The organism is Microbacterium sp. LWH7-1.2 (assembly GCF_038397755.1).
Taxonomy (GTDB): domain Bacteria; phylum Actinomycetota; class Actinomycetes; order Actinomycetales; family Microbacteriaceae; genus Microbacterium.
Genome location: NZ_CP151637.1, coordinates 1,489,654 through 1,513,855, shown reverse-complemented (window position 1 = coordinate 1,513,855; position 24,202 = coordinate 1,489,654). Strand labels below are relative to the sequence as shown.

The 24,202-nt window shown below is 71.0% G+C and carries 24 protein-coding genes; 18 read left to right on the top strand and 6 right to left on the bottom strand.

What is annotated here, in order from left to right:
• Positions 1 to 11: 11 nt before the first annotated feature.
• On the bottom strand, positions 12 to 287 hold the full coding sequence (locus MRBLWH7_RS07230; RefSeq protein ID WP_342000623.1) for a hypothetical protein: 276 nt from the start codon (positions 285 to 287) through the stop codon (positions 12 to 14).
• A gap of 112 nt (positions 288 to 399) precedes the next feature.
• On the opposite strand from MRBLWH7_RS07230, the gene MRBLWH7_RS07225 reads away from it, so the two are divergent.
• Positions 400 to 1,008, top strand: a complete 609-nt coding sequence (locus tag MRBLWH7_RS07225; RefSeq protein WP_342000621.1) for a TetR family transcriptional regulator — start codon at positions 400 to 402, stop codon at positions 1,006 to 1,008.
• 13 nt (positions 1,009 to 1,021) lie between these two features.
• Here the strand turns inward: MRBLWH7_RS07225 and pcp are convergent, their stop codons facing one another.
• Positions 1,022 to 1,657, bottom strand: coding sequence for a pyroglutamyl-peptidase I (gene pcp / locus MRBLWH7_RS07220; protein WP_342000619.1), 636 nt, complete (start codon positions 1,655 to 1,657; stop codon positions 1,022 to 1,024).
• A gap of 9 nt (positions 1,658 to 1,666) precedes the next feature.
• Complete coding sequence (locus MRBLWH7_RS07215) at positions 1,667 to 3,109, bottom strand: RNB domain-containing ribonuclease (protein ID WP_342000617.1); 1,443 nt, start codon at positions 3,107 to 3,109, stop codon at positions 1,667 to 1,669.
• Positions 3,110 to 3,180: 71 nt separating this feature from the next.
• Between MRBLWH7_RS07215 and MRBLWH7_RS07210 the strand changes: the two genes are divergently transcribed.
• From MRBLWH7_RS07210 to MRBLWH7_RS07190, 5 genes are all read left to right on the top strand, one after another.
• A complete protein-coding gene (locus tag MRBLWH7_RS07210; protein ID WP_342000615.1) occupies positions 3,181 to 3,720 on the top strand; it encodes a sigma-70 family RNA polymerase sigma factor in 540 nt (179 codons plus the stop codon).
• Positions 3,717 to 4,904 carry a hypothetical protein gene (locus MRBLWH7_RS07205; RefSeq protein ID WP_342000613.1) on the top strand — a complete coding sequence of 396 codons (1,188 nt, stop codon included), beginning with the start codon at positions 3,717 to 3,719 and terminating at the stop codon, positions 4,902 to 4,904. Before MRBLWH7_RS07210 ends, MRBLWH7_RS07205 begins: the two co-directional genes overlap by 4 nt.
• Positions 4,905 to 4,944: 40 nt before the next feature.
• Positions 4,945 to 6,744 (top strand): proline--tRNA ligase, encoded by a 1,800-nt coding sequence (locus tag MRBLWH7_RS07200; protein WP_342000610.1) that lies wholly within the window; start codon positions 4,945 to 4,947, stop codon positions 6,742 to 6,744.
• Between the two features lie 116 nt (positions 6,745 to 6,860).
• Positions 6,861 to 7,910 (top strand): TIGR00730 family Rossman fold protein, encoded by a 1,050-nt coding sequence (locus MRBLWH7_RS07195; protein ID WP_342000608.1) that lies wholly within the window; start codon positions 6,861 to 6,863, stop codon positions 7,908 to 7,910.
• Between the two features lie 198 nt (positions 7,911 to 8,108).
• Positions 8,109 to 10,136 (top strand): PhoX family phosphatase, encoded by a 2,028-nt coding sequence (locus tag MRBLWH7_RS07190; RefSeq protein ID WP_342001953.1) that lies wholly within the window; start codon positions 8,109 to 8,111, stop codon positions 10,134 to 10,136.
• 108 nt (positions 10,137 to 10,244) lie between these two features.
• Here MRBLWH7_RS07190 and MRBLWH7_RS07185 read toward each other — a convergent pair whose 3' ends face one another.
• Positions 10,245 to 10,766 carry a pyridoxamine 5'-phosphate oxidase family protein gene (locus MRBLWH7_RS07185; RefSeq protein ID WP_342000606.1) on the bottom strand — a complete coding sequence of 174 codons (522 nt, stop codon included), beginning with the start codon at positions 10,764 to 10,766 and terminating at the stop codon, positions 10,245 to 10,247.
• 81 nt (positions 10,767 to 10,847) lie between these two features.
• Positions 10,848 to 11,684, bottom strand: coding sequence for a DUF1206 domain-containing protein (locus MRBLWH7_RS07180; RefSeq protein ID WP_342000604.1), 837 nt, complete (start codon positions 11,682 to 11,684; stop codon positions 10,848 to 10,850).
• Between the two features lie 92 nt (positions 11,685 to 11,776).
• Here MRBLWH7_RS07180 and MRBLWH7_RS07175 point away from each other — a divergent pair, with 92 nt between their 5' ends.
• From MRBLWH7_RS07175 to rbfA, 5 genes are all read left to right on the top strand, one after another.
• Positions 11,777 to 13,642 carry a lipase family protein gene (locus MRBLWH7_RS07175; protein WP_342000602.1) on the top strand — a complete coding sequence of 622 codons (1,866 nt, stop codon included), beginning with the start codon at positions 11,777 to 11,779 and terminating at the stop codon, positions 13,640 to 13,642.
• Positions 13,643 to 13,782: 140 nt separating this feature from the next.
• Positions 13,783 to 14,772 carry a transcription termination factor NusA gene (gene nusA / locus MRBLWH7_RS07170; protein ID WP_342000600.1) on the top strand — a complete coding sequence of 330 codons (990 nt, stop codon included), beginning with the start codon at positions 13,783 to 13,785 and terminating at the stop codon, positions 14,770 to 14,772.
• A 34-nt stretch (positions 14,773 to 14,806) separates the two neighbouring features.
• Entirely contained in the window at positions 14,807 to 15,058 is a 252-nt protein-coding gene (locus MRBLWH7_RS07165) for a YlxR family protein (protein ID WP_342000598.1), read from the top strand.
• Positions 15,059 to 15,149: 91 nt separating this feature from the next.
• The gene (gene infB, locus MRBLWH7_RS07160) at positions 15,150 to 17,984 is read left to right on the top strand and encodes a translation initiation factor IF-2 (protein ID WP_342000595.1); all 2,835 of its coding nucleotides are present in this window, start codon (positions 15,150 to 15,152) and stop codon (positions 17,982 to 17,984) included.
• A gap of 66 nt (positions 17,985 to 18,050) precedes the next feature.
• Positions 18,051 to 18,485, top strand: a complete 435-nt coding sequence (rbfA, locus tag MRBLWH7_RS07155; protein ID WP_056370212.1) for a 30S ribosome-binding factor RbfA — start codon at positions 18,051 to 18,053, stop codon at positions 18,483 to 18,485.
• A 75-nt stretch (positions 18,486 to 18,560) separates the two neighbouring features.
• Here the strand turns inward: rbfA and MRBLWH7_RS07150 are convergent, their stop codons facing one another.
• Positions 18,561 to 19,427 carry an A/G-specific adenine glycosylase gene (locus tag MRBLWH7_RS07150; protein ID WP_342000591.1) on the bottom strand — a complete coding sequence of 289 codons (867 nt, stop codon included), beginning with the start codon at positions 19,425 to 19,427 and terminating at the stop codon, positions 18,561 to 18,563.
• A 130-nt stretch (positions 19,428 to 19,557) separates the two neighbouring features.
• Here MRBLWH7_RS07150 and MRBLWH7_RS07145 point away from each other — a divergent pair, with 130 nt between their 5' ends.
• The 7 genes from MRBLWH7_RS07145 (at position 19,558) to MRBLWH7_RS07115 (ending at position 24,096) form a co-directional block, all read left to right on the top strand.
• On the top strand, positions 19,558 to 20,196 hold the full coding sequence (locus tag MRBLWH7_RS07145) for a hypothetical protein (RefSeq protein ID WP_342000590.1): 639 nt from the start codon (positions 19,558 to 19,560) through the stop codon (positions 20,194 to 20,196).
• Between the two features lie 42 nt (positions 20,197 to 20,238).
• Positions 20,239 to 20,919: a uridine kinase gene (locus MRBLWH7_RS07140; RefSeq protein ID WP_342000589.1), complete on the top strand. Its 681-nt coding sequence runs from the start codon at positions 20,239 to 20,241 to the stop codon at positions 20,917 to 20,919.
• Entirely contained in the window at positions 20,919 to 21,824 is a 906-nt protein-coding gene (truB, locus tag MRBLWH7_RS07135; RefSeq protein ID WP_342000588.1) for a tRNA pseudouridine(55) synthase TruB, read from the top strand. Before MRBLWH7_RS07140 ends, truB begins: the two co-directional genes overlap by 1 nt.
• Complete coding sequence (locus MRBLWH7_RS07130) at positions 21,821 to 22,189, top strand: hypothetical protein (protein ID WP_342000586.1); 369 nt, start codon at positions 21,821 to 21,823, stop codon at positions 22,187 to 22,189. The genes truB and MRBLWH7_RS07130 overlap by 4 nt, the downstream gene beginning before the upstream one ends.
• A gap of 41 nt (positions 22,190 to 22,230) precedes the next feature.
• Entirely contained in the window at positions 22,231 to 22,677 is a 447-nt protein-coding gene (locus tag MRBLWH7_RS07125; RefSeq protein WP_342000584.1) for a hypothetical protein, read from the top strand.
• On the top strand, positions 22,674 to 23,645 hold the full coding sequence (locus MRBLWH7_RS07120) for a bifunctional riboflavin kinase/FAD synthetase (protein ID WP_342000582.1): 972 nt from the start codon (positions 22,674 to 22,676) through the stop codon (positions 23,643 to 23,645). Before MRBLWH7_RS07125 ends, MRBLWH7_RS07120 begins: the two co-directional genes overlap by 4 nt.
• Positions 23,646 to 23,724: 79 nt before the next feature.
• Positions 23,725 to 24,096 carry a hypothetical protein gene (locus MRBLWH7_RS07115; protein WP_342000581.1) on the top strand — a complete coding sequence of 124 codons (372 nt, stop codon included), beginning with the start codon at positions 23,725 to 23,727 and terminating at the stop codon, positions 24,094 to 24,096.
• The last annotated feature ends 106 nt before the right edge of the window (positions 24,097 to 24,202 follow it).

The following is a 24,202-nucleotide window of genomic DNA, read 5'->3' as shown; positions in this document are numbered from 1 at the left end:
ACCCGGCGGCCTCAGTCCTCCCGAGGCGCCCGGCGCCGGCGAAGCGACGTGTAGACGCGGAGCAGGCGGGGAACGACGACGTAGACCGCCAGCGGCACGACGACGCCGGTCAGCACCAGTGCGCGAAGGATCGGATGCCACGACTCCGAGACGGGCGCGAGGAGCAGCATCCCGATCGAGACGAGGGGGAAGATCGCGAGCCACGTGATCGCGGCCCGCACGTGAACGGACGGCGCGGGAGCGGGGGCGGCCGTGGGGACGGGCTCGGTGCTCGAAGAAACGGACATGTGCGGCATCCTTTCAAGAGCCAACTGGATAGTTGCAACTGGCTGGTTGTAAGTGAACCACCGGGCAGACTATTCCGCAACCATTCAGTTGGATCTTCGTTATCATCGGCACATGGCGTGGGACACCGAGCGCACCAGGCGGCTGCTGCTGGAAGCGGCGACGGCGGAGTTCAGCGAGCACGGGCTCGCCGGAGCACGCGTGGACCGCATCGCCGCCGCCGCCGGGGTCAACAAGGAGCGCATCTACCAGTACTTCGGAAAGAAGGACGAGTTCTTCGCCACCGTGCTGGCCGAGGCGCTCGAGGCCGCGTTGCAGGCGGTTCAGGTCGAGGGCACCGGGCCCGAGGCAGTGGGCGACTACGCCGCGCGGCTGTTCGACCACCACATGGCGAACGGCCACGTCCCGCGCCTCGTCTACTGGGAGGGACTCGAGCGGGGGATTGCGGCGGCCGACAGCCCGGTGCGGGCCGAGTTCCACGCCGAGAAGGTCACCCGCGTTCAGCGCATGCTGCCGAGCTTGAGCCGCGTCGAGGCGGGGGAGCTGCTGCTCACCCTCGTGAGCCTCGTCAACGCTTGGCCGGTGCTACCGCAGCTCGATGCGCTGATCGTGCCCGACGCCGGCGAAGGCGCCGCGCGCATCGCAGCCCGCCGAGCGGCGATCGTCTCCGCGGTGACCGCGGCCGCTGCCGCCGCCGCCGCGGCCGAGCCCGCCGTCGGCTGACGCCTCCGTCCCATCAGTGCAGCGTCCCGCCGGGCAGGACGGCGTCGGCGGTGACGTCGAGGCTCGTCCGCACCGCGATCTCGAGTGCCCGGGCGATGTCGGCGAGCGGCAGGGTGGCGGCATCCGTCGACGGCGCATGCTCGGCAGACCAGGGAACGTGCACGAACCCGGCACGGCTTCCGGATGCTGCGGCCTCGAGCGCGGTGAAGAAGACGTGGTTGCAGACGAACGTTCCTGCCGAGTGCGAGACCTCGGCGGGTATGCCCTCGGCGGCGATGCGCCGTGCGATCTCCTTGACCGGGAGTGTCGCGAAGTGGGCCGGCGCGGCGCCGGGAACGCTCGGCACATCGACCGGCTGGTGGCCGTCGTTGTCGGGGATGCGCGCGTCGACGAGGTTGACCGCAACGCGCTCGACGCCGATCGCGGCGCGGCCGCCCGCGAGCCCGGCGGCGATCACGACATCGGGCCGATGTTCCGCCAGCAGTTCGCGCAGGCGCTCAGCGGCCCCTGCGAACGTGACCGGCAGCACGGCGGTGACGAGCACCTCCGGCCCTTCCCAACGCGACGCCACGAGGTCGACGGCAGCCCCGGAGGGGTTGGCGGCGTCGCCGCCGAACGGTTCGAACCCCGTGAGCAGCACAGTCGTCATGCGACCACGCTATGCGGTCGGTTCGAGCAGGACCGTGCCCGAGGCGATGTCGACCGTCTTGAGACGCAGCCGCACCGTCGCGCCTGCGCCCGCGTCGAGCCCCGGGACCTTCGCGGTGACCGGCGGGTCGGTCAGCTGCACGCGCGCGCCGTCGCCCCGCAAGCCCAGCACGACAGCCTCGAACACCCGACCCTCGTGACCTGAGAGGAGGGCCGCTTCGACGCGATCGAGGGTCGCCGCGTCCAGCCGGTTCGCCACGCCGTCGCTGCGCGCCATGATCTTCGGCAGGGCCGCAAGGCTCTCGCGCGCCCAGGCGGGCACGTCCCGCCCGTTCGCCAGCGCCTCACAGATGACGAGCGCCCAGCGGTCGACGAGCCGCCGCAGCGGAGCCGTGGCGTGGGCGTACGGCGCGCCGATCGCGGCCTGCAGCGGGTCGGCGGGCAGGGCCCCGTCGAACGTCACGTATCCAGCGCCCCGGAACAGGCCGGACGCGGCATCGAGGATCGCCAGCGCGGCGGGCGAATCGCGCTCGAGCCCGCGCAGGTAGTCGCCGTACGAGACCTCGGCGGGCCACGGGATGCCGAGCGCCACCGTCTGGGCGCGGAAGGCGGCCACGTCGACCGTCTCGGCGGCGGGCATCGTGCGCAGGATCCCGACGCCGCCTCGCAGCATGATGTCGGCGGCGGCCATACCCGTGAGAAGCGAGACCTGGGCGTTCCAGTCCTCGATCGCGAGCGGCGCGTCACGCTCGAGGCGGTAGCCGCCGTCATCGGCGACGATGCGGGTCTCGGGGACGTTCAGGCTCGCGCCGCCGCGCTCGGCTTCGCGAGCGAGCCGCAGCGGGCCGAACCATGCGAGGGCGTCGAGGCTCGGGGGAGCGGTGCCGGCGTCGACAGCGGCCTGCGCGCCGTCGTAGCTCCACTGCGTCCGAGAGCGGATGATCGCGCGGCGCAGCGTCGCCTCGACGGGCCGAGCCCCGTCGTCGAGGACGAACCGCCACACGAACGCGCTCCGGTCGCGCTCGGGCAGCAGGGACGCGGCGTCCTCACTGATGACGACGGGATGCAGCGGAATCCGGCCGTCAGCCGTGTACAGCGTCTGTCCGCGCAGCCGCGCCTCGGCGTCGACCGCGCCGTCCGGCGTCACGAACGCCGGCAGATCGGCGATCGCGTAGTGCAGCACGGCCCCGGTCGGGGTGCGCTCGAGGTGGAGTGCCTGGTCGAGATCCGTGGAGCCCTCGGGATCGATCGTGAGGAACTCGAGGTCACGCAGATCATCGAGCCCCGCGGCGGCCGGATCGGTGGCGACGGCACGCGCCGCATCCTCCGCCTCGGCCAACACGTCGGCGGGGAAGTCTGCCGGAAGATCCAGTTCCTCGCGCAGCCGGGCGAACGATTCGACGAGCTCGTCGTGGGCGCGTGCGGGAGCGAGTCGAGGTCGGCGTGCAGGCACCCGATCAGTGTAGGCACGGCGTGTGCCGGGGAGAGTGCGAACCATTCCGGCGATCCCGGACACTACAAGATATGAGCGATGAGCAGGACGTCTCCCTCTGGGGACGAGTGTGCGAGGGCGACGAGGCCGCATTGGGCGCCCTGTTCGACCGTCATGAGGCGCGGCTGTTCCGCCACGCACGACGCCTGCTCACCAGCCGCGAGGACGCGAAGGATGCTGTCGCCATCGCGTTCTTCGAACTGTGGCGCAAACGGGAGTCGGTTCGGCTGGTCGACGGATCGCCGCTGCCCTGGCTGCTGAACACCGTCTCGAACTCCGCTCGAAACCTCGAGCGATCGAGCCGGCGCTATCGCGCGCTCCTCGCTCGCACGCCCATAGCGGGCGATGTCGCTCCGCCGTTCGCTGCCGACGAGACCGGCGTACTCGCCGCCCTGCGGCGGTTGCCGGCGCGTGAGCAGAGCGTGGTCGTGCTGACCGTGCTCGAGGGATACCCGGATCGTGCGGCCGCGGAGACACTCGGCATCCCGGTGGGGACCGTCAAGTCCCGGCTCGCGCGAGCCAAGGCGAAGCTGCGAGATGAACTCGCGACGATCGAGGAGGTGTGGACATGAACGAGGGACTGTCGCCTCGTGAGCACGACGAGATGCGCGATCTGGTGTTGGCCGGCACTCAGCGGGTGAAGCCCGCCGGTCGCCACCGTGTCCCGATCGTCGCGGGGGCCATCGCGCTCGTGATGGTCGGCGGGGTCACCGGAGGCGCCCTGACGACGGCGGCGCTGCTCAGCTCGGACAGGCCGACTCCCGTGTCGACGCCGAGCGTGACGACGCCGACACCTGAGCCGTCGCCGACTCCCACGTCGCCGTCGCCGGCGCCCACTTCGCAGGAGTCCGAGCCCGCTCCGAGCCCGGCCGCGGTGCCCGCCTTCGGCGGCGACTGCGGCGCCACTCTCACCGACGAGGAGGTCGATGGGCTCCGGGGCCTCGGCATGATTCGATCGGACTACCGCTGGCGGACGGGCGCGAACGACGTGCTCGGCGGCATCGACTGCGTGTGGGTCTCGGAAGAGGCATATCTGACGGCGACGGTGCACCTGTTCGCCTACCCGGAGTCCGTCGTGCCCGCGGACGTGCGAGATGCGGTGGCAGCCGGATGCGTCGATTCCGGCAACGGTCCGGCCGTCGAGTGCGTGACATCCGGCACCGTGGACGGAACGTGGCTCCTCGTCCGCGCCTATGGCCCCACCGACCAGGTCTCGGCGTCGGGGGTGGACGCGCTCTACGCCGCCGCCGCCGCCCGGCTCGGCGAACACCCTCGTGCCACGCCCGCCACCCGGACCGACCAGTGGTGGTCGCAGCCGGACTGCGCCGCGCTCGCGGCCCGCATCGATCCCGGCGTGTACGGGTACGAGCGGGTGGCTCAGCTCGAGCCGACGACCTCGGACCCGGGAGCGCGGCCGGAGGCGATCGTGTCGCTGGCCCGAGCGGCGTTCTCGTGCGAGCTCCACTTCACGTCGGGCAGCGGCGACATCTCCACCGGAGAGGTGGTGCGGATCGACGTCGTCCCCGGAGGGGCCTTGACCTTCCCGACCGCGACAGCCGCCGAAGAAGCGCGCACCGTCACCGTCAGCGGAGCGCAGGCGGTCATCGTGCCGGGGCTCGACCGGTACGAGGGATCCGGCCACGTCATCGTCGCGACCGACGGGGTCAACATGCTCATGGTCACGCCCGACGTCGTCCGCGAGACCGCTGACGCGCTGCCGCTCACCCAAGTCGTCTTCGCCTCGATGTCCCCGTGACGCGGGGGCGCAGCATCCGTTCGGCCTAAACTTGACCCTCGTGGTCACCCGTCTGTCGAACTTCTTCCTCCGCACCCTTCGTGAAGACCCCGCCGATGCCGAGGTCGCGAGCCACAGGCTGCTCGTGCGCGCCGGCTACATCCGCCGGGCGGCGCCGGGCATCTTCACATGGATGCCGCTGGGGCTGAGGGTCAAGGCGAAGATCGAGGGGATCATCCGCGACGAGATGACCCGCGCCGGCGCCTTCGAGGTGCACTTCCCGGCGCTGCTGCCGCGCGAGCCCTACGAGGCTTCGGGTCGGTGGACCTCCTACGGCGACGGCATCTTCCGCCTGCAGGACCGCCGTGGGGCCGACTACCTCCTCGCGCCGACGCACGAGGAGATGTTCACGCTCCTCGTGAAGGACCTGTACTCGTCGTACAAGGACCTTCCCCTGACGATCTACCAGATCCAGGACAAGTACCGCGACGAGGCCCGTCCCCGGGCAGGTCTGCTGCGCGGACGCGAGTTCACCATGAAGGACGCGTACTCGTTCGACTACACCGACGAGGGTCAGGACGCCTCCTACCAGGCCCAGCGCGATGCGTACGAGCGCATCTTCCAGCGCCTCGGTCTGGAATACGTCATCGTCGCCGCCGACAACGGGCTCATGGGCGGCGCGCGTTCGGAGGAGTTCCTGCATCCCACCCCGGTCGGCGAAGACACGTTCGTCCGCACCGCCGGCGGCTACGCGGCGAACGTCGAGGCGTTCACGACCGTGGTCCCCGACCCGATCCCGTTCGACGGGATCGGGGCTCCGGTGATCTTCGACTCGCCGAACACCCCGACGATCCAGACGCTCGTCGATCACTCCAACGCGCACCTGGATGCCCCCGCGCCCGGCATCGCCGGTCCCGCCACGGACGGCGTGACGCAGTGGTCCGCCGCGCACACGCTGAAGAACGTCGTCCTCGCGCTCACGCACCTCGACGGCACGCGAGAGCTCGTGGTCGTCGGGATCCCCGGCGACCGCGACATCGACGACAAGCGGGCCGAGGTCGCTTTCGCGCCCGCCGCCGTCGAGGCCGCGACCACCGAGGACTTCGAGAAGCACCCGCTGCTCGTGAAGGGCTACATCGGGCCCTGGTCCGAGACCGGCGCGCTCCTCGGCGAGGAGTCGGCGACCGGCATCCGGTTCCTGCTCGACCCCCGGGTCGTCGACGGGACCGCGTGGGTCACCGGCGCCAACATCGACCAGAAGCACGTCCACACGCTCGTCGCGGGTCGTGACTTCACGGGAGACGGATTCGTCGAGGTCGCGAACGTGCGGCCCGGCGACGCGGCGCCCGACGGCTCGGGTCCGGTCGAGCTCGCGCGCGGCATGGAGATCGGGCACGTCTTCCAGCTCGGGCGTTTCTTCGCCGAGACCCTGGGGCTCAAGGTCCTCGATGAGAACGGCAAGCTCGTCACCGTGACGATGGGTTCGTACGGCATCGGCGTGACCCGCATCCTCGCGAACCTCGCTGAGCTCAACAACGACGACAAGGGGCTCATCTGGCCCGCGTCCGTCGCGCCGTTCGACGTGCACGTCGTCGCGGCGGGCCGCGAAGCCGTCATGTTCGATGTGGCGGAGCAGCTCTCGGCCGACCTCGAGGCCGCCGGTCTCGACGTTCTCTACGACGACCGCCCCAAGGTCTCGCCCGGCGTCAAGTTCGGCGACGCCGAGCTCGTCGGCGTGCCGAAGATCATCATCGTGGGCCGCGGCGCCGCCGACGGCCAGGTCGAGCTCTGGGACCGCCGCACCGGCGACCGCGAAGTCCTCTCCCCGGCGGACGCCGTCTCCCGCCTCAGCGCCCGCTGAGCCGAGCGCCGCCGACCTTCTTCGGGGGGCCGGCGGCTCCGCTGCGCGACCGGCCGTGACCGGATCGTTCACGCGTCGTCCACCGAACGGCGGCTCCGCGTGGCACTCTGGGCGTCATGGGCCCCAGCGACACCGGAACCATCCCGCATCCCGTGACCGAGGAGCTCCGCGCGACGATCGCCGCAGCGGGCATCACCGAGAGCACCGACCTCGTGGCGCGCATCCTCGCGACCGGCATCGGACTGGGCATCGACGACACCGAGCGTCTCGACCTCAAGATCACGTCCGCGGCGCTCAGCGAGATGCGCGCCGCGTTCCGCCTGTTCGCACCGTATCGCGGCATCCCCAAGGTCACGATCTTCGGCTCCGCGCGCACACTGCCGGACGACGCGCTCTACCGCCAGGCCTCGGAGGCGGCGACCGCGCTCGCCGAGCGGGGCTGGATGGTGGTCACCGGCGCGGGGCCGGGGATCATGCAGGCCGCCGCCGAGGGCGCGGGCCCGCACAACTCGCTCGGTGTCTCTATCCGCCTTCCGTTCGAGGAGAAGCCGAACGCGATCGTGGGCGCGAACGCCCGCAACGTGGCGATGAAGTACTTCTTCACGCGCAAGCTCATGCTCGTGAAGGAGTCGAGCGGGTTCGTCTGCGTCCCCGGCGGCTTCGGCACGCTCGACGAGATGTTCGAGCTGCTGACCCTGCAGCAGACCGGCAAGGCGGATCCGACGCCCATCGTCCTGCTCGATGCGCCCGGCGGCACGTTCTGGTCGGGGCTCCGCCGCTTCGTGGACGACCATCTGCTGCCGTCCGGCGTGATCTCCCCGGGCGACTTCGATCGGGTGCTCGTCACCGACTCGGTGACGGCCGCGGTCGACGAGCTCACCGGCTTCTATCGCAACTACCACTCGCTGCGGTGGGTCGGCAAGCGACTCGTGCTGCGGCTGAAGGCGGAGCCGACGGATGCTGAGGTCCAGGCGCTCAACGCCGCGTTCGGCGACCTCGTCACCGAGGGCGAGATCGAGCGGCGCGGACCGCTCACCGTCGAGGTCGAGGACGGCGACGAGCTCCACCTGCCGCGGCTGGTCATACGGCTGAACCAGTTCCGGGTGGGGGAGCTGCACCGCCTCATCCGGGCGATCAACTCGCTGGAGTCGGCGCCGGCCGCCTGACGCCCTCCACGGCCGGCGTCGGGCGGCAGCATCCGTTCGATGAGGCCGTTCTCATGTCCTCGTCGCCGGCCGTTCACCTCGGGTTTCAGGCGGCTTCGCTCCGCGGGACGAGGCTGGCGCCACCCCCCGCCAGCCGCTGTCATGCATGCCGAGAGGACGCTCGTGAGCATCATCGAAGGATTCCGCCGTTCCTTGCCCATGGCCGACCACGCACGAGGCAAGCGCCTCGCCGTGACGTGCCAGTTCAAGTGCGCCAACGCGTGCGTGGGCCCCGAGTGCAACTCGTCGCACAACGAGACGTTCCAGGAAGTCGCATCGGCTGCGCTGTCGCGTCGCGCGCTCCTCGGACTGGGCGCGGCCGGTGCGGTCGCCATCACCGTCGGCGGGCTCCGCGGGCAGACGCCCCTGTCGGGTCCGGGCTCGTCGGGTGTCGGCGGAGCCGGTGCCGCTTTCGCGCGTCCGGCGGGCGGCAGCCTCCCGTTCGACCCGATCGACCCGGTGAACCGTCTGGTCGACGAGTTCACCGTGCCGGCCGGATACACCTGGCAGCCGATCATCCGCTGGGGCGACCCGCTGTTCTCGAACGCGCCCGTCTTCGACATCAACGCGCAGTCCCCGGCCGCGCAGGCCGTGCAGTTCGGCTACAACAGCGACTACCTCGACATCGTCGCCGACCCCAGCGGCAAGACAGGCGTGCTCGTCAACAACCACGAGTACTGCAACCCGAACCTCATGTTCCCGCCGACGACCGACGCCGCCGAACTGCAGCGCCGGGGCGACATCTTCAAGGCCGCCCAGGGCATGTCCGTCGTGGAGATCACGCGCAAGCGCACCGGTGAGCCGTGGTCGTACGTCGTCGACGGCAAGCGCAACCGCCGCATCACCGTCGAGACGGTGTTCGAACTCACCGGTCCGGCGGCCGGCAGCGACCTGGTGAAGACCGCCGCCGACCCGGAGGGTCGCTGGGTGCACGGAACGCTCGGCAACTGCGCCGGCGGCACCACCCCCTGGGGAACGATCCTCTCGGGCGAGGAGAACTTCAACGGCTACTTCGCGTGGGCGGCCGACACCGCGGCGCAGAAGCGGTATCAGTCGACACCGTCGACCGGCACCGAGACCGGCTGGGAGAAGTACGACCCCCGCTTCGACGCGCACAATGCCGACTACGTCAACGAGCCGAACCGCTTCGGGTACATCGTCGAGATCGACCCGCAGGACCCCACATCGACCCCGCGCAAGCACACCGCCATGGGTCGGTTCAAGCACGAGGGTGCGAACGTCATCGTCGCCGAGGACGGCCGCGTGGTCGCCTACATGGGCGACGACGAACGCAACGACTACCTCTACAAGTTCGTCTCGAAGAACAAGATCTCGGGCTCGCGCAAGAAGAACCTCGAGCTGCTGAGCGAGGGCGATCTCTACGTCGCCCAGTTCGCAGGCAACTCCCCGGCGAACCAGATCACCGGCAACGGCGCCCTGCCGGCCGACGGCAGGTTCGACGGCTCGGGCACCTGGATCCCGCTCACGCAGAACGGCCGGAGCGTCGTCTCCGGGTTCACGACCGAGCAGGTGCTCGTCTACACGCGTCTGGCAGCGGATGCCGTGGGCGCAACGAAGATGGACCGCCCGGAGGACGTCGAGCCGAGCCCCAAGACGGGCAAGGTCTACCTCGCGCTCACGAACAACTCGAGCCGCTCGGTGGCGACGCTGGACGAGGCGAACCCGGTCACGGGGAACCGCTACGGCCACGTCATCGAGATGACCGAGACCGCCGGCCAGGCGGGCAGGACGTTCGGCTGGAGCATCCTGCTCCTGTGCGGCGATCCCGCCGTGTTCGCGAACTCGTACTTCGCCGGCTTCCCCAAGGAGCTCGTGTCGCCGATCTCCTGCCCCGACAACGTCGCGTTCGACTCCGCCGGCAACCTCTGGATCTCGACCGACGGCGCGCCGAGCGCGATCGGCTACAACGACGGCCTGTTCCTGGTGCCGCTCGAGGGAGCCGAGCGCGGACACGTACAGCAGTTCCTCGCAGTGCCGCGCGAGGCCGAGACGTGCGGTCCGGTCATCCACGACGAGGACGGCATCGTGTTCGTCGCGGTGCAGCACCCGGGTGAAGGCGGCACCTTCGCCGAGCCGCACTCGCTGTTCCCCGACTTCGGCTCGACCGCGGTGGGCGCCGTGCCGACGGCGCCCCGCCCGTCGGTCGTGCAGGTGTACCGCGGCTGAGGCCCGAGCGTCGGATCGAGACGCCGTCCCGCCCTCCTCAGGCGGGGCGGCGTCCCCGCGTCTGCCTCAGGACTTCGGGTCGGGGTCGCCGCGGATCCACGGCGGACGTCAGCAGCTGACTCTGCCGTGCGACATGGTGTCGTCCGGTGTGTCCCGGGTCACGAGCGCCTTGAGCATGCCCGCCGCCGTGACGAGCTTGCCGTGACGAGGCTCCCAGAACTCGCACTCGACGGGCGTCACGCGCAGCAGCACGATGCCGGGGGTGTCGAGCCCGTCCTCGAACCAGATGTCGAGGCTGGGCGAGTACAGCTCCTTCATCTTCGCCTCGTCGCGGACGACCTCCGCGCGACCGGCGACGGACACGTACCGGTGTCCTTTCGAGTCGAGGTACGACAGCCCGACGTCGTGCTGCGGATCGGCCTGGCTCTCGGCGACCTTGCCGGTGCCGGCGAGGGTGAAGAACCAGATGTCGCCCTTATCGTCCATCTGCCGCGTGCTCATCGGCCGGCTGACGAGGTTCCCCGACGAGTCGCGGGTGGTCAGCATCGTGAAGTCGATGTCTTCGACGAGTTCCTTGACCCGCGCGATCGCTTCGGGGCCGGTGACGAGATCTTCCTCTGTGTGGGTCATGCCGCCAGGTTCTGTCGAGTCCGCGCACGGCGCCAGGGCATTGACAGCACGGCCGCCGCGCCGTACACCCGCCTCCGGCGGTCACATCCGCGCGAAGCGCGCACGGGCCACGGTGAAGGCGGCGTACGCCAGGAATCCGATGCCGACCGTCCATGCGAGCGCCGGGCCGAACGGCAGTGCCAGCATGGCGTCGATGGCGCCGTCGAGGCTGCCCGCCGTGTCGGCGTCGGTCCCGAGCGCGGACACGATGAGCAATACGCCGAGACTGGCCAGGGCGACCCCCTTGGCGGCGAATCCCACGACGCCGAGCACCGTGACCCCTCGCCCGAGCGCGCCGTCCGGAATCTGCATGCGCGCGCGGAAGCTGCGCCGCAGGCCCATCGTCACGAATGCGACGCCGGCGATCGCGATTGCCAGGCCGATCGCCGCCAGGACGAGGGAACCGCCGGGCACCCGCAGCAGCTCGCGGCTGGCATCCTCGGCCGTCTGGTCGGCGTCCGGTCGCGCGCCGATCGCCACGGCCGCCGAGATGAGGCCCAGCACGAGGAACACCGCGGCCTGCCCCCATTCGGCGACGCGGCGTCCCCACTTGCGGGCGGAGCCTTTCGTGTCGCCCGACCGGTCCCTGGCCAGGAGTCCCTCGGCGGCGTGCCACACCCCGAGCGCGCACAGCCCGACCGCGATGAGCCACAGCACGACGAAGCCCGCGGGAGCACCCGCCACGGCCTTCATGGCGCCGGCCTGGTCGCCCTCGCCCTTGCCACCTGAGGCGATCACGATCACGATGACGCCGATGAGTGCATGGATGACCGCGTTCGCGACATAGCCGCCCCGAGCGACGCCCTCGAAGACGCTGCTCGACTCCGCACCGCGGGCGAGCTGCTTCGCGCTGCTCTTCACGCGCCCACCGGTCGTCACCTCCCTCACGCTAGACCGCTGCGGCGCCACTCGAGGGGGCTTGACGCATCGCGCATCGGTTCCTCCCAGAGAGGCGGTTCTATCTTGGGGGGATGATCCGCGAGGGCCGTCGACCGCCGGCGACCGGCTGGAGCGTCGTACCCCGCCTGGTGCGGGGAGCCCCTCCCGTCGTGCTCGTCGCCGTGGGCGCGCTGTCGCTTCTCGCCGGGCTCCTCATCGTCACGCGGCCGCTCACATCCCTCGTGCTGCTGACCGTGTACGTGGGCCTCAGCGCCGTCTTCTCCGGCCTGGCGCGCCTGTTCGCCGCGCCGGAGACCCCCGTCTGGTCGCGGGTCATGTTCGGCGGGCTGTGGATCGGGCTCGGGCTCGCGATCCTCTTCGGTCTCGGTCGGACGCTCGAGCTGCTGCCCGAGATCATCGCCGTGCTGCTCGTGCTGGGCGGCCTGGCGTCGATCTACGACGCGGTGTCGCGCGGCAGCGTGAGCCAGCGCGTGCTCGCCGGCGTCTGGGGCGGGACGCAGATCGCGTTCGGCGTCCTGTCGTACGCGTGGCCCGACGTCACGGTCCTCGTCGTGGCGGTGATCTTCGGTGTGCGCACGATCGTGTTCGGGGCCACGCTGCTGATCCGCGCGGTGCGCGCCTTCGTGGAAGGAAGGCGCTCGGTGCCGGCGACGGGGCTGCCCGCAGCATCCGTCCCCGCATCCGCCTCCCCGACACGCCGCCGTGCCCGTGCGGCGTGGCTGGCCGCGGGGCGCTACGCGCTCTCCGCGATGCTGGTGGCGCTCGCGATCGGCGGGTGGTGGGCGAACTCGTGGTTCGAGGACGGAGCCCAGGTGGTGGACGCGTTCTACGACCCGCCCGCCGTCGTGCCGTACGAGCATGGGCGCCTGATCCGCAGCGACGACTTCTCGGGCCAGAAGCCCGCCGGCGCAGACGTCCGCCGCATCCTGTACACGACCCGGGATGCCAACGGCCAGCCGGCGGTGGCCAGCGCGCTCGTCATCGTGCCGCAGGACCCGCCGCCAGGCCCGCGGCCGGTCGTGGTGTGGAACCACGGCACCACCGGCGTCGCGCGCGGCTGTGCGCCGAGCCTGCGCGACGCGTCGGCCACGAAGTGGGCGATCCCCGGACTCGATCAGGCGATCGCGAACGGCTGGGTGGTCGTGGCCTCCGATTACTCGGGGCAGGGGGCGCCCGGCGTCTTCCCGTACCTCATCGGCCGCGGCGAGGCGCGGTCGTCGCTCGATGCCGTCATCGCAGCGCGCGAGCTCGACGGCGTCAGCCTCTCGAGCCGGACCGCAGTGTGGGGGCACTCGCAGGGCGGGCACGCCGCCCTCTGGACCTCGCAGATCGCCCAGGAGTACGCGCCCGATCTCGAGGTGCGCGGCACCGCCCTGCTCGCGCCGGCCGCCGAGCCGGTCGCGCTCGCCGAGGAGCTGACCAGCGGCGACGCGAACGCGCTGCTGTCGATCCTCATCTCGTGGGTGCTCGTGCCGTACGCCGACACGTACGGCGATGTCGATCTCACCCGCTACATCGCGCCCGGCTCGGAGGCGATCGTCCGCGAGATGACGCAGCGCTGCCCGTCCGAGCCCGGCGTGATCGTGTCGGTCGCGACCGCACTGGGCGTCTCCGAGGACCGCCCGCTCTACGTGGGCGACCTGACGGCCGGCGCGCTCGGGAGGCGCCTTGACGACAACACCCCGGCCGGCCCGTGGACGCAGCCCATCCTCATCGCGTGGGGCGACGAGGACGAGGTCATCCCGCCCCATCTGCAGCACGAGTTCGTCGAACGGCTGTGCACGGAGGGCAACCAGGTGCGCAGTCTCGAGTACCGCGGTTACGACCATCTGCGCACGCTGTTGCCGGGATCGCACTTCGTCCCGGTGCTGATCACCTGGACGGATGCCCGGTTCCGCCACTCCGACACGCACGTCGACGACTGCCCGGCCCGGTGATCGCGGCGTGCGGGCAGCGCGACGACGGGGGCCGCCCGGCCCGGAGCCGACTCGCGGAACCGCGGGACGCGGCATCCGGTAATGTTGGAGGGTTCCGGCGCGCATCGACGCGCTGGTGAGAGCTGAATACGGAGGCCACTGTGGACATCGATCTCGGACTGCTGCGGACTGTCGAGCGCGAGAAGGAGATCCCCTTCGACGAGCTCGTGCGCATCATCGAACAGGCGATCCTGACCGCCTACGCCAAGCACACCTCGCCCACGGGCGAGCTGCCGGAGGGCGCGCGCGCGGAGCTGGACCGCAAGACCGGTCACGTGGCCGTGTTCATCCCCCTGCTCGACGACGAGGGCGCCGTCGTCGGCGAAGAGGAGTCGACTCCCGAGGACTTCGGCCGCATCGCCGCGTTCGCCGCCAAGCAGGTCATCAGCCAGCGTCTGCGCGACATCGCCGACGACGCCGTGCTGGGGGAGTTCCGCGGCAAAGAGGGCGACATCGTCGCCGGCATCGTGCAGCAGGGACCGAACCCGCGCATGGTGCACGTGGACCTCGGCACGGTCGAGGCGATCCTTCCTCCCGAGGAGCAGGTGCCCGGCGAGGACTACGCGCACGGCGCGCGCCTGCGCGTCTACGTGACCTCGGTCGCAAAGGGCACCAAGGGCCCGCAGATCACCGTCTCGCGCACGCACCCCGGGCTCGTCCGCAAGCTGTTCGCGCTCGAGGTGCCCGAGATCCCCGCGGGCCTGGTCGAGATCGTCTCGCTCGCGCGCGAGGCCGGCCACCGCACCAAGATCGCCGTGAAGGCGAACGACCCCTCGATCAACGCGAAGGGCGCGTGCATCGGTGAGCTCGGCCGCCGCGTCCGCGCGGTCACCGAGGAGCTCGGCGGCGAGAAGATCGACATCGTCGACTACGACCCCGAGCTCGCCAAGTTCGTCGCGAACGCCCTGTCGCCCGCGAAGGTGACGTCGAGCTTCATCCTGGACGCCTCGAACAAGGCCGTGCGCGCGCTCGTGCCCGACTACCAGCTGTCGCTCGCGATCGGCAAGGAGGGGCAGAACGCCCGCCTGGCCGCGAAGCTCACGGGCGCGAAGATCGACATCCAGCCGGACTCGATCCTCGAGGAGGGCTGACCCGCGGCGCCGGCTCCCAGCTGCGCGGTGTAATATGGAGGCTGTACGAACGTGCGTCGGATGCCGCACGCGTGCTCCCCGGGCCACCCTCCTCAGGGTGGTCTCCATCGATTCCGTCCTCGTCGTCGACGAGCGCGCATCGATGCCCGGAAGAGGCGCGTGGGTGCACGAGACGCCGGAGTGCGTGGATGCCGCGATTCGGCGCCGCGCCTTCGTGCGGGCATTGCGTGTGTCAGGCCCGCTTGACACGCAGACCATCGAACAGCACATACAGCGAAAAGGCTGAACGGCTATGGAAACAAAGTGAACGGCTCGAAATGAGACCCGTCCGCCAATAACGGTCTGCCCTGTCTGGGTGGACCCAGACAGGAGAATTTGTGGCTGCCAAACCACGCGTGCACGAGATCGCTTCCGAGCTCGGCGTCGACAGCAAGGTCGCGCTCGAGAAGCTGAAGGCGCTCGGCGAATACGTCAAGAGCCCCTCGTCCACCATCGAACCCCCCGTAGCGCGGAAGCTCCGTGCTGCGCTCGAAGCCGACGGCGCGGCCAAGTCCGGTGACGGTGCGCCCGCCCCGGCGAAGCCCGCCGCGCCCGCGGCGAAGCCCGGCGCGCCGGCGGGTCGACCCGGCCCGGCTGCCAAGCCGGGTCCGGCGCGCCCGGCCGCTCCGGCTGCCCCCGCCGCCCCGGAGGCGAAGGCCGCCCCGGAGGCGAAGGCCGCTCCGGAGGCACCGGCTGCTCCGGCGGCCAAGGCTCCCGCCGCGCCCGCCCCGGCCGCGCCTGCGGCTCCGGCCGCCAAGGCTCCGGCCGCCCCGGCCGCGCCCGGTGCGCCCAAGCCCGGCGGCCCCGCCGCCGCCACGCCGCAGCCCCCGCGCCCGGGTGGTACGCCGCGTCCCGGCAACAACCCCTTCGCGTCGTCGCAGGGCATGGGCCAGCGCCCGGCCGGCCCGCGTCCGGGCAACAACCCCTTCGCCTCCGCACAGGGCATGGGCCAGCGCCCGAGCCCGGGCAACATCCCGCGTCCCCAGGCTCCGCGCCCGGGGGCACCCCGTCCCGGCGCTCCGCGTCCCGGTGGCGCGGGTCGCCCCGGTGGTGGCGGTCGTCCCGGCGCTCCGTTCCAGCAGCGTCCCGGTGGTCCCGGTCGTCCCGGCGGTGCCGGCGGCGGCTTCCAGCGTCCCGGCGGCGCGCCGGGTGCAGGCGCCCCGGGCGGCGGCTTCGCCGGTCGTCCCGGTGGTGGCGGCGGTCGTGGACGCGGCCCCGGCGGCGGCACCGCCGGTGCCTTCGGCAAGGGCGGCGGCAAGTCCAAGCAGCGCAAGTCGCGTCGCGCGAAGCGGCAGGAATTCGAGATGCGGTCGGCGCCGGTCGTCGGCGGCGTCAACGTCCAGAAGGGCAACGGCGAGATCATCCGCCTGCGCCGCGGCGCATCGATCGCGGACTTCGCCGACAAGCTCGAGGCGCTGCGCGGCTACACCGTGCAGCCCGGCACGCTCGTGACGATCCTCTTCAACCTGGGCGAGATGGCCACGGCCACCGAGTCGCTGGACGAGGCGACGTTCGAGGTGCTCGGCGCCGAGCTCGGCTACAAGATCCAGATGGTCTCGCCCGAAGACGAGGACAAGGAGCTCCTCGAGGGCTTCGGTCTCGACCTCGAGGCCGAGCTGGAGGCGGAGAACGAGGAAGACCTCGAGATCCGTCCTCCGGTCGTGACCGTCATGGGTCACGTCGACCACGGTAAGACGCGACTGCTCGACGCCATCCGCCAGACCAATGTGGTCGCGGGCGAGGCCGGTGGCATCACGCAGCACATCGGTGCCTACCAGGTCTGGACCGAGCACGACGAGATCGAGCGCGCGATCACCTTCATCGACACCCCGGGTCACGAGGCGTTCACCGCCATGCGTGCCCGCGGTGCGCAGGTGACCGACATCGCGATCCTCGTGGTCGCGGCCGACGACGGCATCATGCCGCAGACGGTGGAGGCGCTGAACCACGCCCAGGCGGCGAACGTGCCGATCGTGGTCGCGGTGAACAAGGTCGACAAGCCCGAGGCCAACCCGGCCAAGGTGCGACAGCAGCTGACCGAGTACGGCCTGGTCGCCGAGGAGTACGGCGGCGACGTCATGTTCGTCGACGTGTCGGCCCGTCAGAACACCGGCATCCAGGAGCTCCTGGACGCGGTGCTGCTCACCGCCGACGCGGGTCTGGACCTCACGGCCAACCCGAACAAGGACGCCCGCGGTGTCGCCATCGAGGCGAAGCTCGACAAGGGTCGCGGTTCGGTGGCCACGGTGCTCATCCAGTCCGGAACGCTGCGTGTCGGTGACGCGATCGTCGCGGGCACGGCCTACGGCCGCGTTCGCGCGATGATCGACGAGAACGGCGACCCGGTCGAGGAGGCCTTCCCCTCCCGCCCGGTGCAGGTGCAGGGTCTGAACTCGGTGCCGCGAGCCGGCGACACGTTCATCGTGACCGAAGAGGACCGCACCGCCCGCCAGATCGCCGAGAAGCGCGAGGCCGCCGAGCGCAACGCCCAGCTGGCCAAGGCCCGCAAGCGCATCTCGCTCGAGGACTTCACCCGCGCTCTCGAAGAGGGCAAGGTCGAGTCGCTCAACCTCATCATCAAGGGCGACGTGTCGGGTGCCGTCGAGGCGCTCGAGGAGTCGCTGCTCAAGATCGAGGTCGACGACTCCGTCCAGCTGCGGATCATCCACCGCGGTGTCGGTGCGATCACCGAGTCCGACATCAACCTCGCGACGATCGACAACGCGATCGTCATCGGCTTCAACGTCCGTCCCGACACGAAGGCGCGCGAGCGCGCCGCCCGTGAGGGTGTGGATGTCCGGTTCTACTCGGTCATCTACAACGCGATCGACGACGTCGAGCAGTCGCTCAAGGGCCTGCTCAAGCCGGAGTACGAAGAGGTCCAGTCGGGTGTCGCCGAGATCCGCGAGGTGTTCCGCTCCTCGAAGTTCGGCAACATCGCCGGTGTCATCGTCCGCTCGGGCACGATCACGCGCAACGCCAAGGCGCGCGTCATCCGCGACGGCGTCGTCATCGCCGACGGTCTGGCGATCGAGTCGCTGCGCCGCTTCAAGGACGACGTCACCGAGGTCCGCACGGACTTCGAGGCGGGTATCGGCCTCGGCAAGTACAACGACATCCAGGTGGGCGACGAGATCGAGACCACCGAGATGGTCGAGAAGCCCCGCGCGTAAACCGCGCACGTGAGGGGCGCCCTGAGATCATCAGGGCGTCCCTCACGCTTCGAAAGGAGCATCATCATGTCTTCGGAACGTCAGGCCCGTCTGGGCGACCGCATCCGCGTGATCCTGGCCGAGAGGCTCGAGAAGGGTCTGCGCGACCCGCGCCTCGGCTTCGTCACGATCACCGACGTGCGCGTCACGGGTGACCTGCAGCACGCGTCCGTGTTCTACACGGTGCTGGGTTCTGCGGAGGAGCGCGAGGATTCCGCCAAGGCGCTCAAGGCGGCGACCGGGATGCTGCGCTCCGAGGTGGGCAAGCACCTCAACGTGCGCCTCACCCCGTCGCTCGAGTTCATCCCCGACGCGATCCCCGAGAACGCGGGCCACATCGCCGACCTTCTGCGCGAGGCGCAGGAGCGGGACGCCGCGGTCGCGGGGCTCGCCGCCTCGGCCACCTACGCCGGCGACGCCGACCCGTACCTCAAGCCCCGCGAACTCGACGACGACGAGTAGGCGGAGCGCAGCTCACGCAGAACGCCGCGACCGGCTCGATCCGGTCGCGGCGTTCTGCGTTCCCGACGGCCATCGTCACCGCGGCAGGCGCAGGGTCCCGTCGGCGGCCTCGGCGAGCCCGTCCGCGATGAGCGAGTCGATCGCGCGGTCGCGCTGCAGCGCGTCCGGCCAGTCGGGGACGACGTCGGCCAGCGGCACCGCGTGGGTCGCAGCATCCCTCAGCGTCTTCAGCACCGCACCACGTGCCTGCCGGTCGCTGCCCTCGTAGCGCGCCTGCTTGCGGCGTTCGTCGCCCGTGTCGGGGCGACCGGCGGCGAGCCAGGCGCAGCGATCGCTGAGCGGGCAGACCTCGCACCGGGGGATCCGCGCGGTGCAGACCGTCGCGCCGAGCTCCATCGCCGCCGCATTCACGATGGCCGCCGTCCCGCGGTCGTCGGGCAGGATCGCCTCCATCGCGTCGAGGTCGCGCCGCGACGGAGGACCCGGCTGCGACCTGCCCCCGGTCACGCGTGCGAGCACACGTCGCGTGTTCGTGTCGACGACGGGGTGCCGGTCGCCGTAGGCGAAGACCGCCACCGCCCGCGCCGTGTAGTCGCCGATGCCGGTGAGCGCGAGCAGCGCGTCGACGTCGCGCGGCACGATCCCGTCGTGGCGATCGCGGATCTCGACCGCCGCGCGCTGCAGCCACAGCGCCCGTCGCGGGTAGCCGAGGTTGGCCCACTGCCGCACCGCGTCGGCAGGGGCGGCGCCGGCGAGATCGGTCGGCGTCGGCCAGCGCACCAGCCAGGCCTCGAGATGCGGGATGACCCGGTTCACGGGGGTCTGCTGCAGCATGAACTCGCTCACCAGCACGCCCCACGCCCCGAAGCCCGGTCGCCGCCAGGGCAGGTCGCGGGCGTTCGCCCGGTACCAGTCCACGAGGGGAGCGGCGAGGTCGGGCATGCGCTCCAGCGTAGGTCGTGCCGGGCGCCTCGGGGCGACCCGTCACAACCTCATCACGATCGCCCGAGTGCGTCAGAGGCTCTGATCTGCCCGCCCTTAGTGTGGACTCACGCGATTCACGAGGAGTCATATGCGTCTGCCGGCATCCGCCATCGTCGTGCTGCTCTTCGCAGCGCTGCTCACCGCCTGTGCGAGTCCCGCTCCGCGGTCCGCGGGATCGCCGTCGCCGTCGCCGTCGCCGTCGGCGCCTGCTCCGGCCGCGTCCGCCGACCCGCAGTCGACGGCCACGTCGACGGTCGATTCGGACGATCCGTCGACGTGGGTGATCACCGATCGGGGCATCGGCCCGATCACTCTCGGCGCGCCGTTCGTCGACGCACTGGCGCTGATGCCGGGCGACACCCGCAACGACACCGACCGGTGCGATTCGGTGGCGTGGTGGACCGAGGGCGCATATGACTATGACGTCTACATGGCAGGCACGGAGACGGCGCCCGACCGCTCCCCGGTCAGCGTCGTGGGGACCTCGGCCTGGGCAGATCCGGCCGCCTCCTCCGGTCCTCGCACGACCGAGGGCATCGGTGTCGGATCCTCCGTCGACGAGGTGCGGGCGGCGTACCCCGATGCCGTCGAGGTTCCGGGTGCGGTCGACTCGGAGATCGTTCACGTTCAGGCCGGTCGGATCTTCTTCACCTACCGGGAGGAGCCTGTGATCACGGCGGTGACGGTGACGACGGCAGAAATGCCGCCGTACGAGCTCTGCGGTTGACCTCGGGCGAGTCGACCAGCCGCCGCGCCGTAGGCTGGAACCATGCGCCTGCCCGTCACTCCGACCACGACGCTGTGGCGCGAGCTGCGCGACCGCGTGCGGCGGCGCTACCCCGCCGGGCGGGTGATCGTCGCGATCGACGGGCTCGACGGGGCGGGCAAGACGGTCTTCGCCGACGGTCTCGCCGAGGTGTTCGCCGAGACCGGCGACGCGGTGTTCAGGGCGAGCATCGATGGCTTCCATCGCCCGCGCGCTGAGCGCTACGTCCGCGGGCGGCGGAGCGCCGAGGGCTTCTACCGGGACTCCTACGACTACGCCACGTTCCGCCGCGTGCTCATCGACCCGTTCCGGGACGGCGCGCAGACCGCCGGCGCGACGGGCTTCCAGCTCGCCGCGTTCGACGTCGCGCGCGACCGGCCCGTCGAGTCGCAGTGGGTGACCGCCCCGCTCGACGCGGTGCTCGTCGTCGACGGCATCTTCCTCCACCGTCCCGAGCTGCAGGACGTGTGGGACTGGTCGGTGTGGCTCGACGTTCCCTTCGAGATCTCGTATGCGCGAATGGCGCTCCGCGACGGCTCCGATCCCGACCCCGACGCGCCGTCGAACGCACGCTACCGCCAGGGGCAGGAGATCTACCTGAACGAGGCACGCCCGCGGGACGCAGCATCCGTCCTCGTCGACAACGCCGACCTCGCACACCCCCGGATCGTCGGGCGCAGCTGATGGCGGCACCCGGAATCCTGCTGGTCGACAAGCCCGGCGGCATCACCTCGCACGACGTCGTCGCGCGTGCGCGACGCGCACTCGGCACCCGCAAGATCGGCCATGCCGGCACGCTCGACCCGATGGCGACGGGCCTGCTCGTCCTCGGCGTCGAGGGCGCGACGCGCCTGCTGACCTTCGTGGTCGGGCTCGACAAGACGTACGAGGCGACCATCCGGCTCGGTGTCGCGACCGACACCGACGATGCCGAGGGCCAGACGGTGTCGGCGACGGATGCCTCGTCCCTCGACTCCGCCGAGATCGCCGCCGGCATCGCCGCACTGACCGGCCGCATCTCGCAGGTCCCCAGCACCTACTCGGCGATCAAGGTCGACGGGCGCCGCGCCTACGACCTCGCGCGTGCGGGGGAGGACGTGCAGCTGAAGGCCCGCGAGGTCGTCGTGTCGCGGGTCGACGTACTCGCGGAGCGCCGCCCTCCGACGGACCCGGGGACGGCGGGAGTCGTCGACCTCGACGTGGTCGTCGACTGCTCGAGCGGAACCTACATCCGCTCGCTCGCGCGAGACCTCGGCGCGGCACTCGGTGTCGGCGGTCACCTCACTGCGCTGCGGCGCACGCGGATCGGCCCCTTCGACGTCGCGGACGCCGCCGACGTCGACATGTTGGCCGACGCCCCGCTGCTCGCCCCTGCGGCCGCCGCCACCGCTGTGCTCCGCAGGTTCGACGTCACCGCGGATGAGGCGCGCGACCTCCGCCACGGCAAGCGACTGCTGGGCGCCGCCGAGCGGTTGCCCGCGAACCCGACCGCCGCGATCGATCCGGACGGTGTGCTGGTCGGCATCGTCGAGCGGCGCGGCGCCGACGTGAAGAGCGCGATGAACATGCCCGAGGAGGCTGCCCGATGATCCTGTGGTTCACGATCGCGCAGGTCGCCGTCGCCGTCGCCGCCGGGCTGTTCTGCGTGATCGCCGGCCTCGCAGGTCGTCGCCCGAGCGACTGGACGGTCGGCTCGCTGGCGCTCGTCGAACTGCTGCTGCTGGTGCAGGTCGTGATCGCGATCGTCGCGCCGCTCACGGGCAATCCGCCGTCGGGGAGCCTGCTCGAGTTCTGGGTCTACCTCGTGTCGGCTGTGCTGCTGCCGTTCGCCGCGGTCGCGTGGGCGCTCCTCGAGCGCAGCCGCTGGAGCACGGTGATCATGGGCATCGCGGCCTTGTCCATCGCGGTCATGGTGTGGCGCATGTACGTCATCTGGGCCGTCCAGGTGGCCTGAGAAGCCGCGGCCCCGGCGACACGAACTAAACTCGTCTGGTTATGTCGACCACTCCCGCTCGCCCCCGCATGACCGGCAGCGGCCGCGTGCTCGTGATCGTCTACGCGATCATGGCCCTCGGCGCCACCGGTCGGTCCTTCGTGCAGATCGTCGAACGCTTCGACGAGGCGCCGGTCGCCTACACGCTGTCGGCGCTCTCCGCGATCGTCTACATCGTCGCGACGCTCGCGCTGATCTTCGCCGGCCGCCGCGGCTGGTATGTCGTGGCGTGGGTGGCGATCGTGTTCGAGCTCGTCGGAGTACTGGTCATCGGAACGCTGAGCCTCGTCATGCCGGAGCTCTTCGCCCACCCGACTGTGTGGTCGTGGTTCGGCATGGGCTACCTGTTCGTCCCGCTCGTGCTGCCGTTCCTCGGCATCTGGTGGCTCGCGACGCACCACCCCGCGGCCGAGGCGCCGACCCCCGCACCCGCGGCGGTCGCATCGTGATCGTCTTCCGCGATCCGAGTGAGGTTCCCGCGGGCTTCGGGCCCTCGGTCGTCGCGATCGGCAAGTTCGACGGGGTTCACTCGGGGCATCGCGCGGTCATCGATCGGGCGAGGGTGGATGCTGAGGCCTCCGGTGCGCGCGTCGTCGCGGTGACCTTCGACCGCAACCCGCTGGCGCTGCTGCGCCCCGAGATCTGCCCCGACAGCCTCGTCGGCGTCGAGCAGAAGCTCCGTCTGCTCGCCGACGCCGGCGTCGACGCGACGCTCATGCTCACCTTCGACCGTGCGCTCGCGGACCTGAGCGCACGCGAGTTCGTCGAGCACGTGCTCGTCGGCGCGCTCGGCGTGCGGATCGTGATGGTCGGCGCGGACTTCCGATTCGGCCGCGGCGGTGCCGGAAACCCGGAGCTGCTGCGCGAACTCGGACCTGAGTTCGGGTTCGAGGTCGACGTCGTCGACGACGTGCGCGCCATCGACGCCGGCCGCCGCGTCTCCTCGACGTGGGTGCGGGAGCTGCTCGACGCCGGCGACGTGGCGGGCGCGATTCGCCTGCTGGGGCGACCCCACGCCGTGCGCGGCGAGGTCGTCCACGGTGCCAAGCGCGGTCGCGAGCTGGGCTTCCCGACCGCGAACCTCTCGGCCGACCTCGAAGGCTTCGTGCCTGCCGAGGGTGTCTATGCCGGATGGCTGGTGGACGAGGGGGCGCCTCGGGATGGAGCATCCGAGCCGCGCAGCAGCGTGCGGTACCCCGCGGCCATCAGCATCGGAACGAACCCGACGTTCGACGACGTCGAGGTGCGCCAGGTCGAGGCGTACGTGCTCGGCGAGACCGACCTCGACCTGTACGGACACGTCGTCGAGATCGAGTTCGTGTCGCGGATCCGCGGGATGGTCGCGTTCGAGGGGATCGAGCCGCTCATCGCGCAGATGAGCGACGACATCGTGCGCGTGCGGCACGAGCTGGCCTGACACGCCGGTCCCGCATCCGCTCGTCGACGCGTCTCAGGACCCGTAGACCCGCGCACCCGCTCGCCTCTACGATCGAGCCGTGCACGCGCTGGACCTGCTGGCGGCCGCCGATGCCGCCGATTCCCCCAACCTGTGGGGCGCGCTCGGGTGCGCGGTGGCGTACTCCGCCTCGCTGCTGGCGACGCTCGACGCGTTCGCCGACCTGATCCTCGCGCGAGGCGACTCCCCGGCGGGGCGACTGAGCCCGGGAATGGGGCTCAAGTTCGGCTCCAAGCTCGTGGCCGCTGCGATCGCGGTGATCTCGGCCGCGATCGTGCTCGCGCTCGACGAGAACTGGTTCGCCTTCACGTCGCTCACGATCGCATTCGTCGTGGTGGTCGGCATCGGGCTCATCGTGCTGCTGAGGCACGCGAAGGTCACCGCGTCGCCGCCGGCGAGCACCGGCGGCTGAAGCCGCCGTCGCCTTTCGCCGCTCGAGCCGCCATGCTCATCTGAGCAAAGTCTGTGCAGATGTTGGCGCGCGCCCTCGGTCCGTGTCAGCCTGGAGGAGACGACGG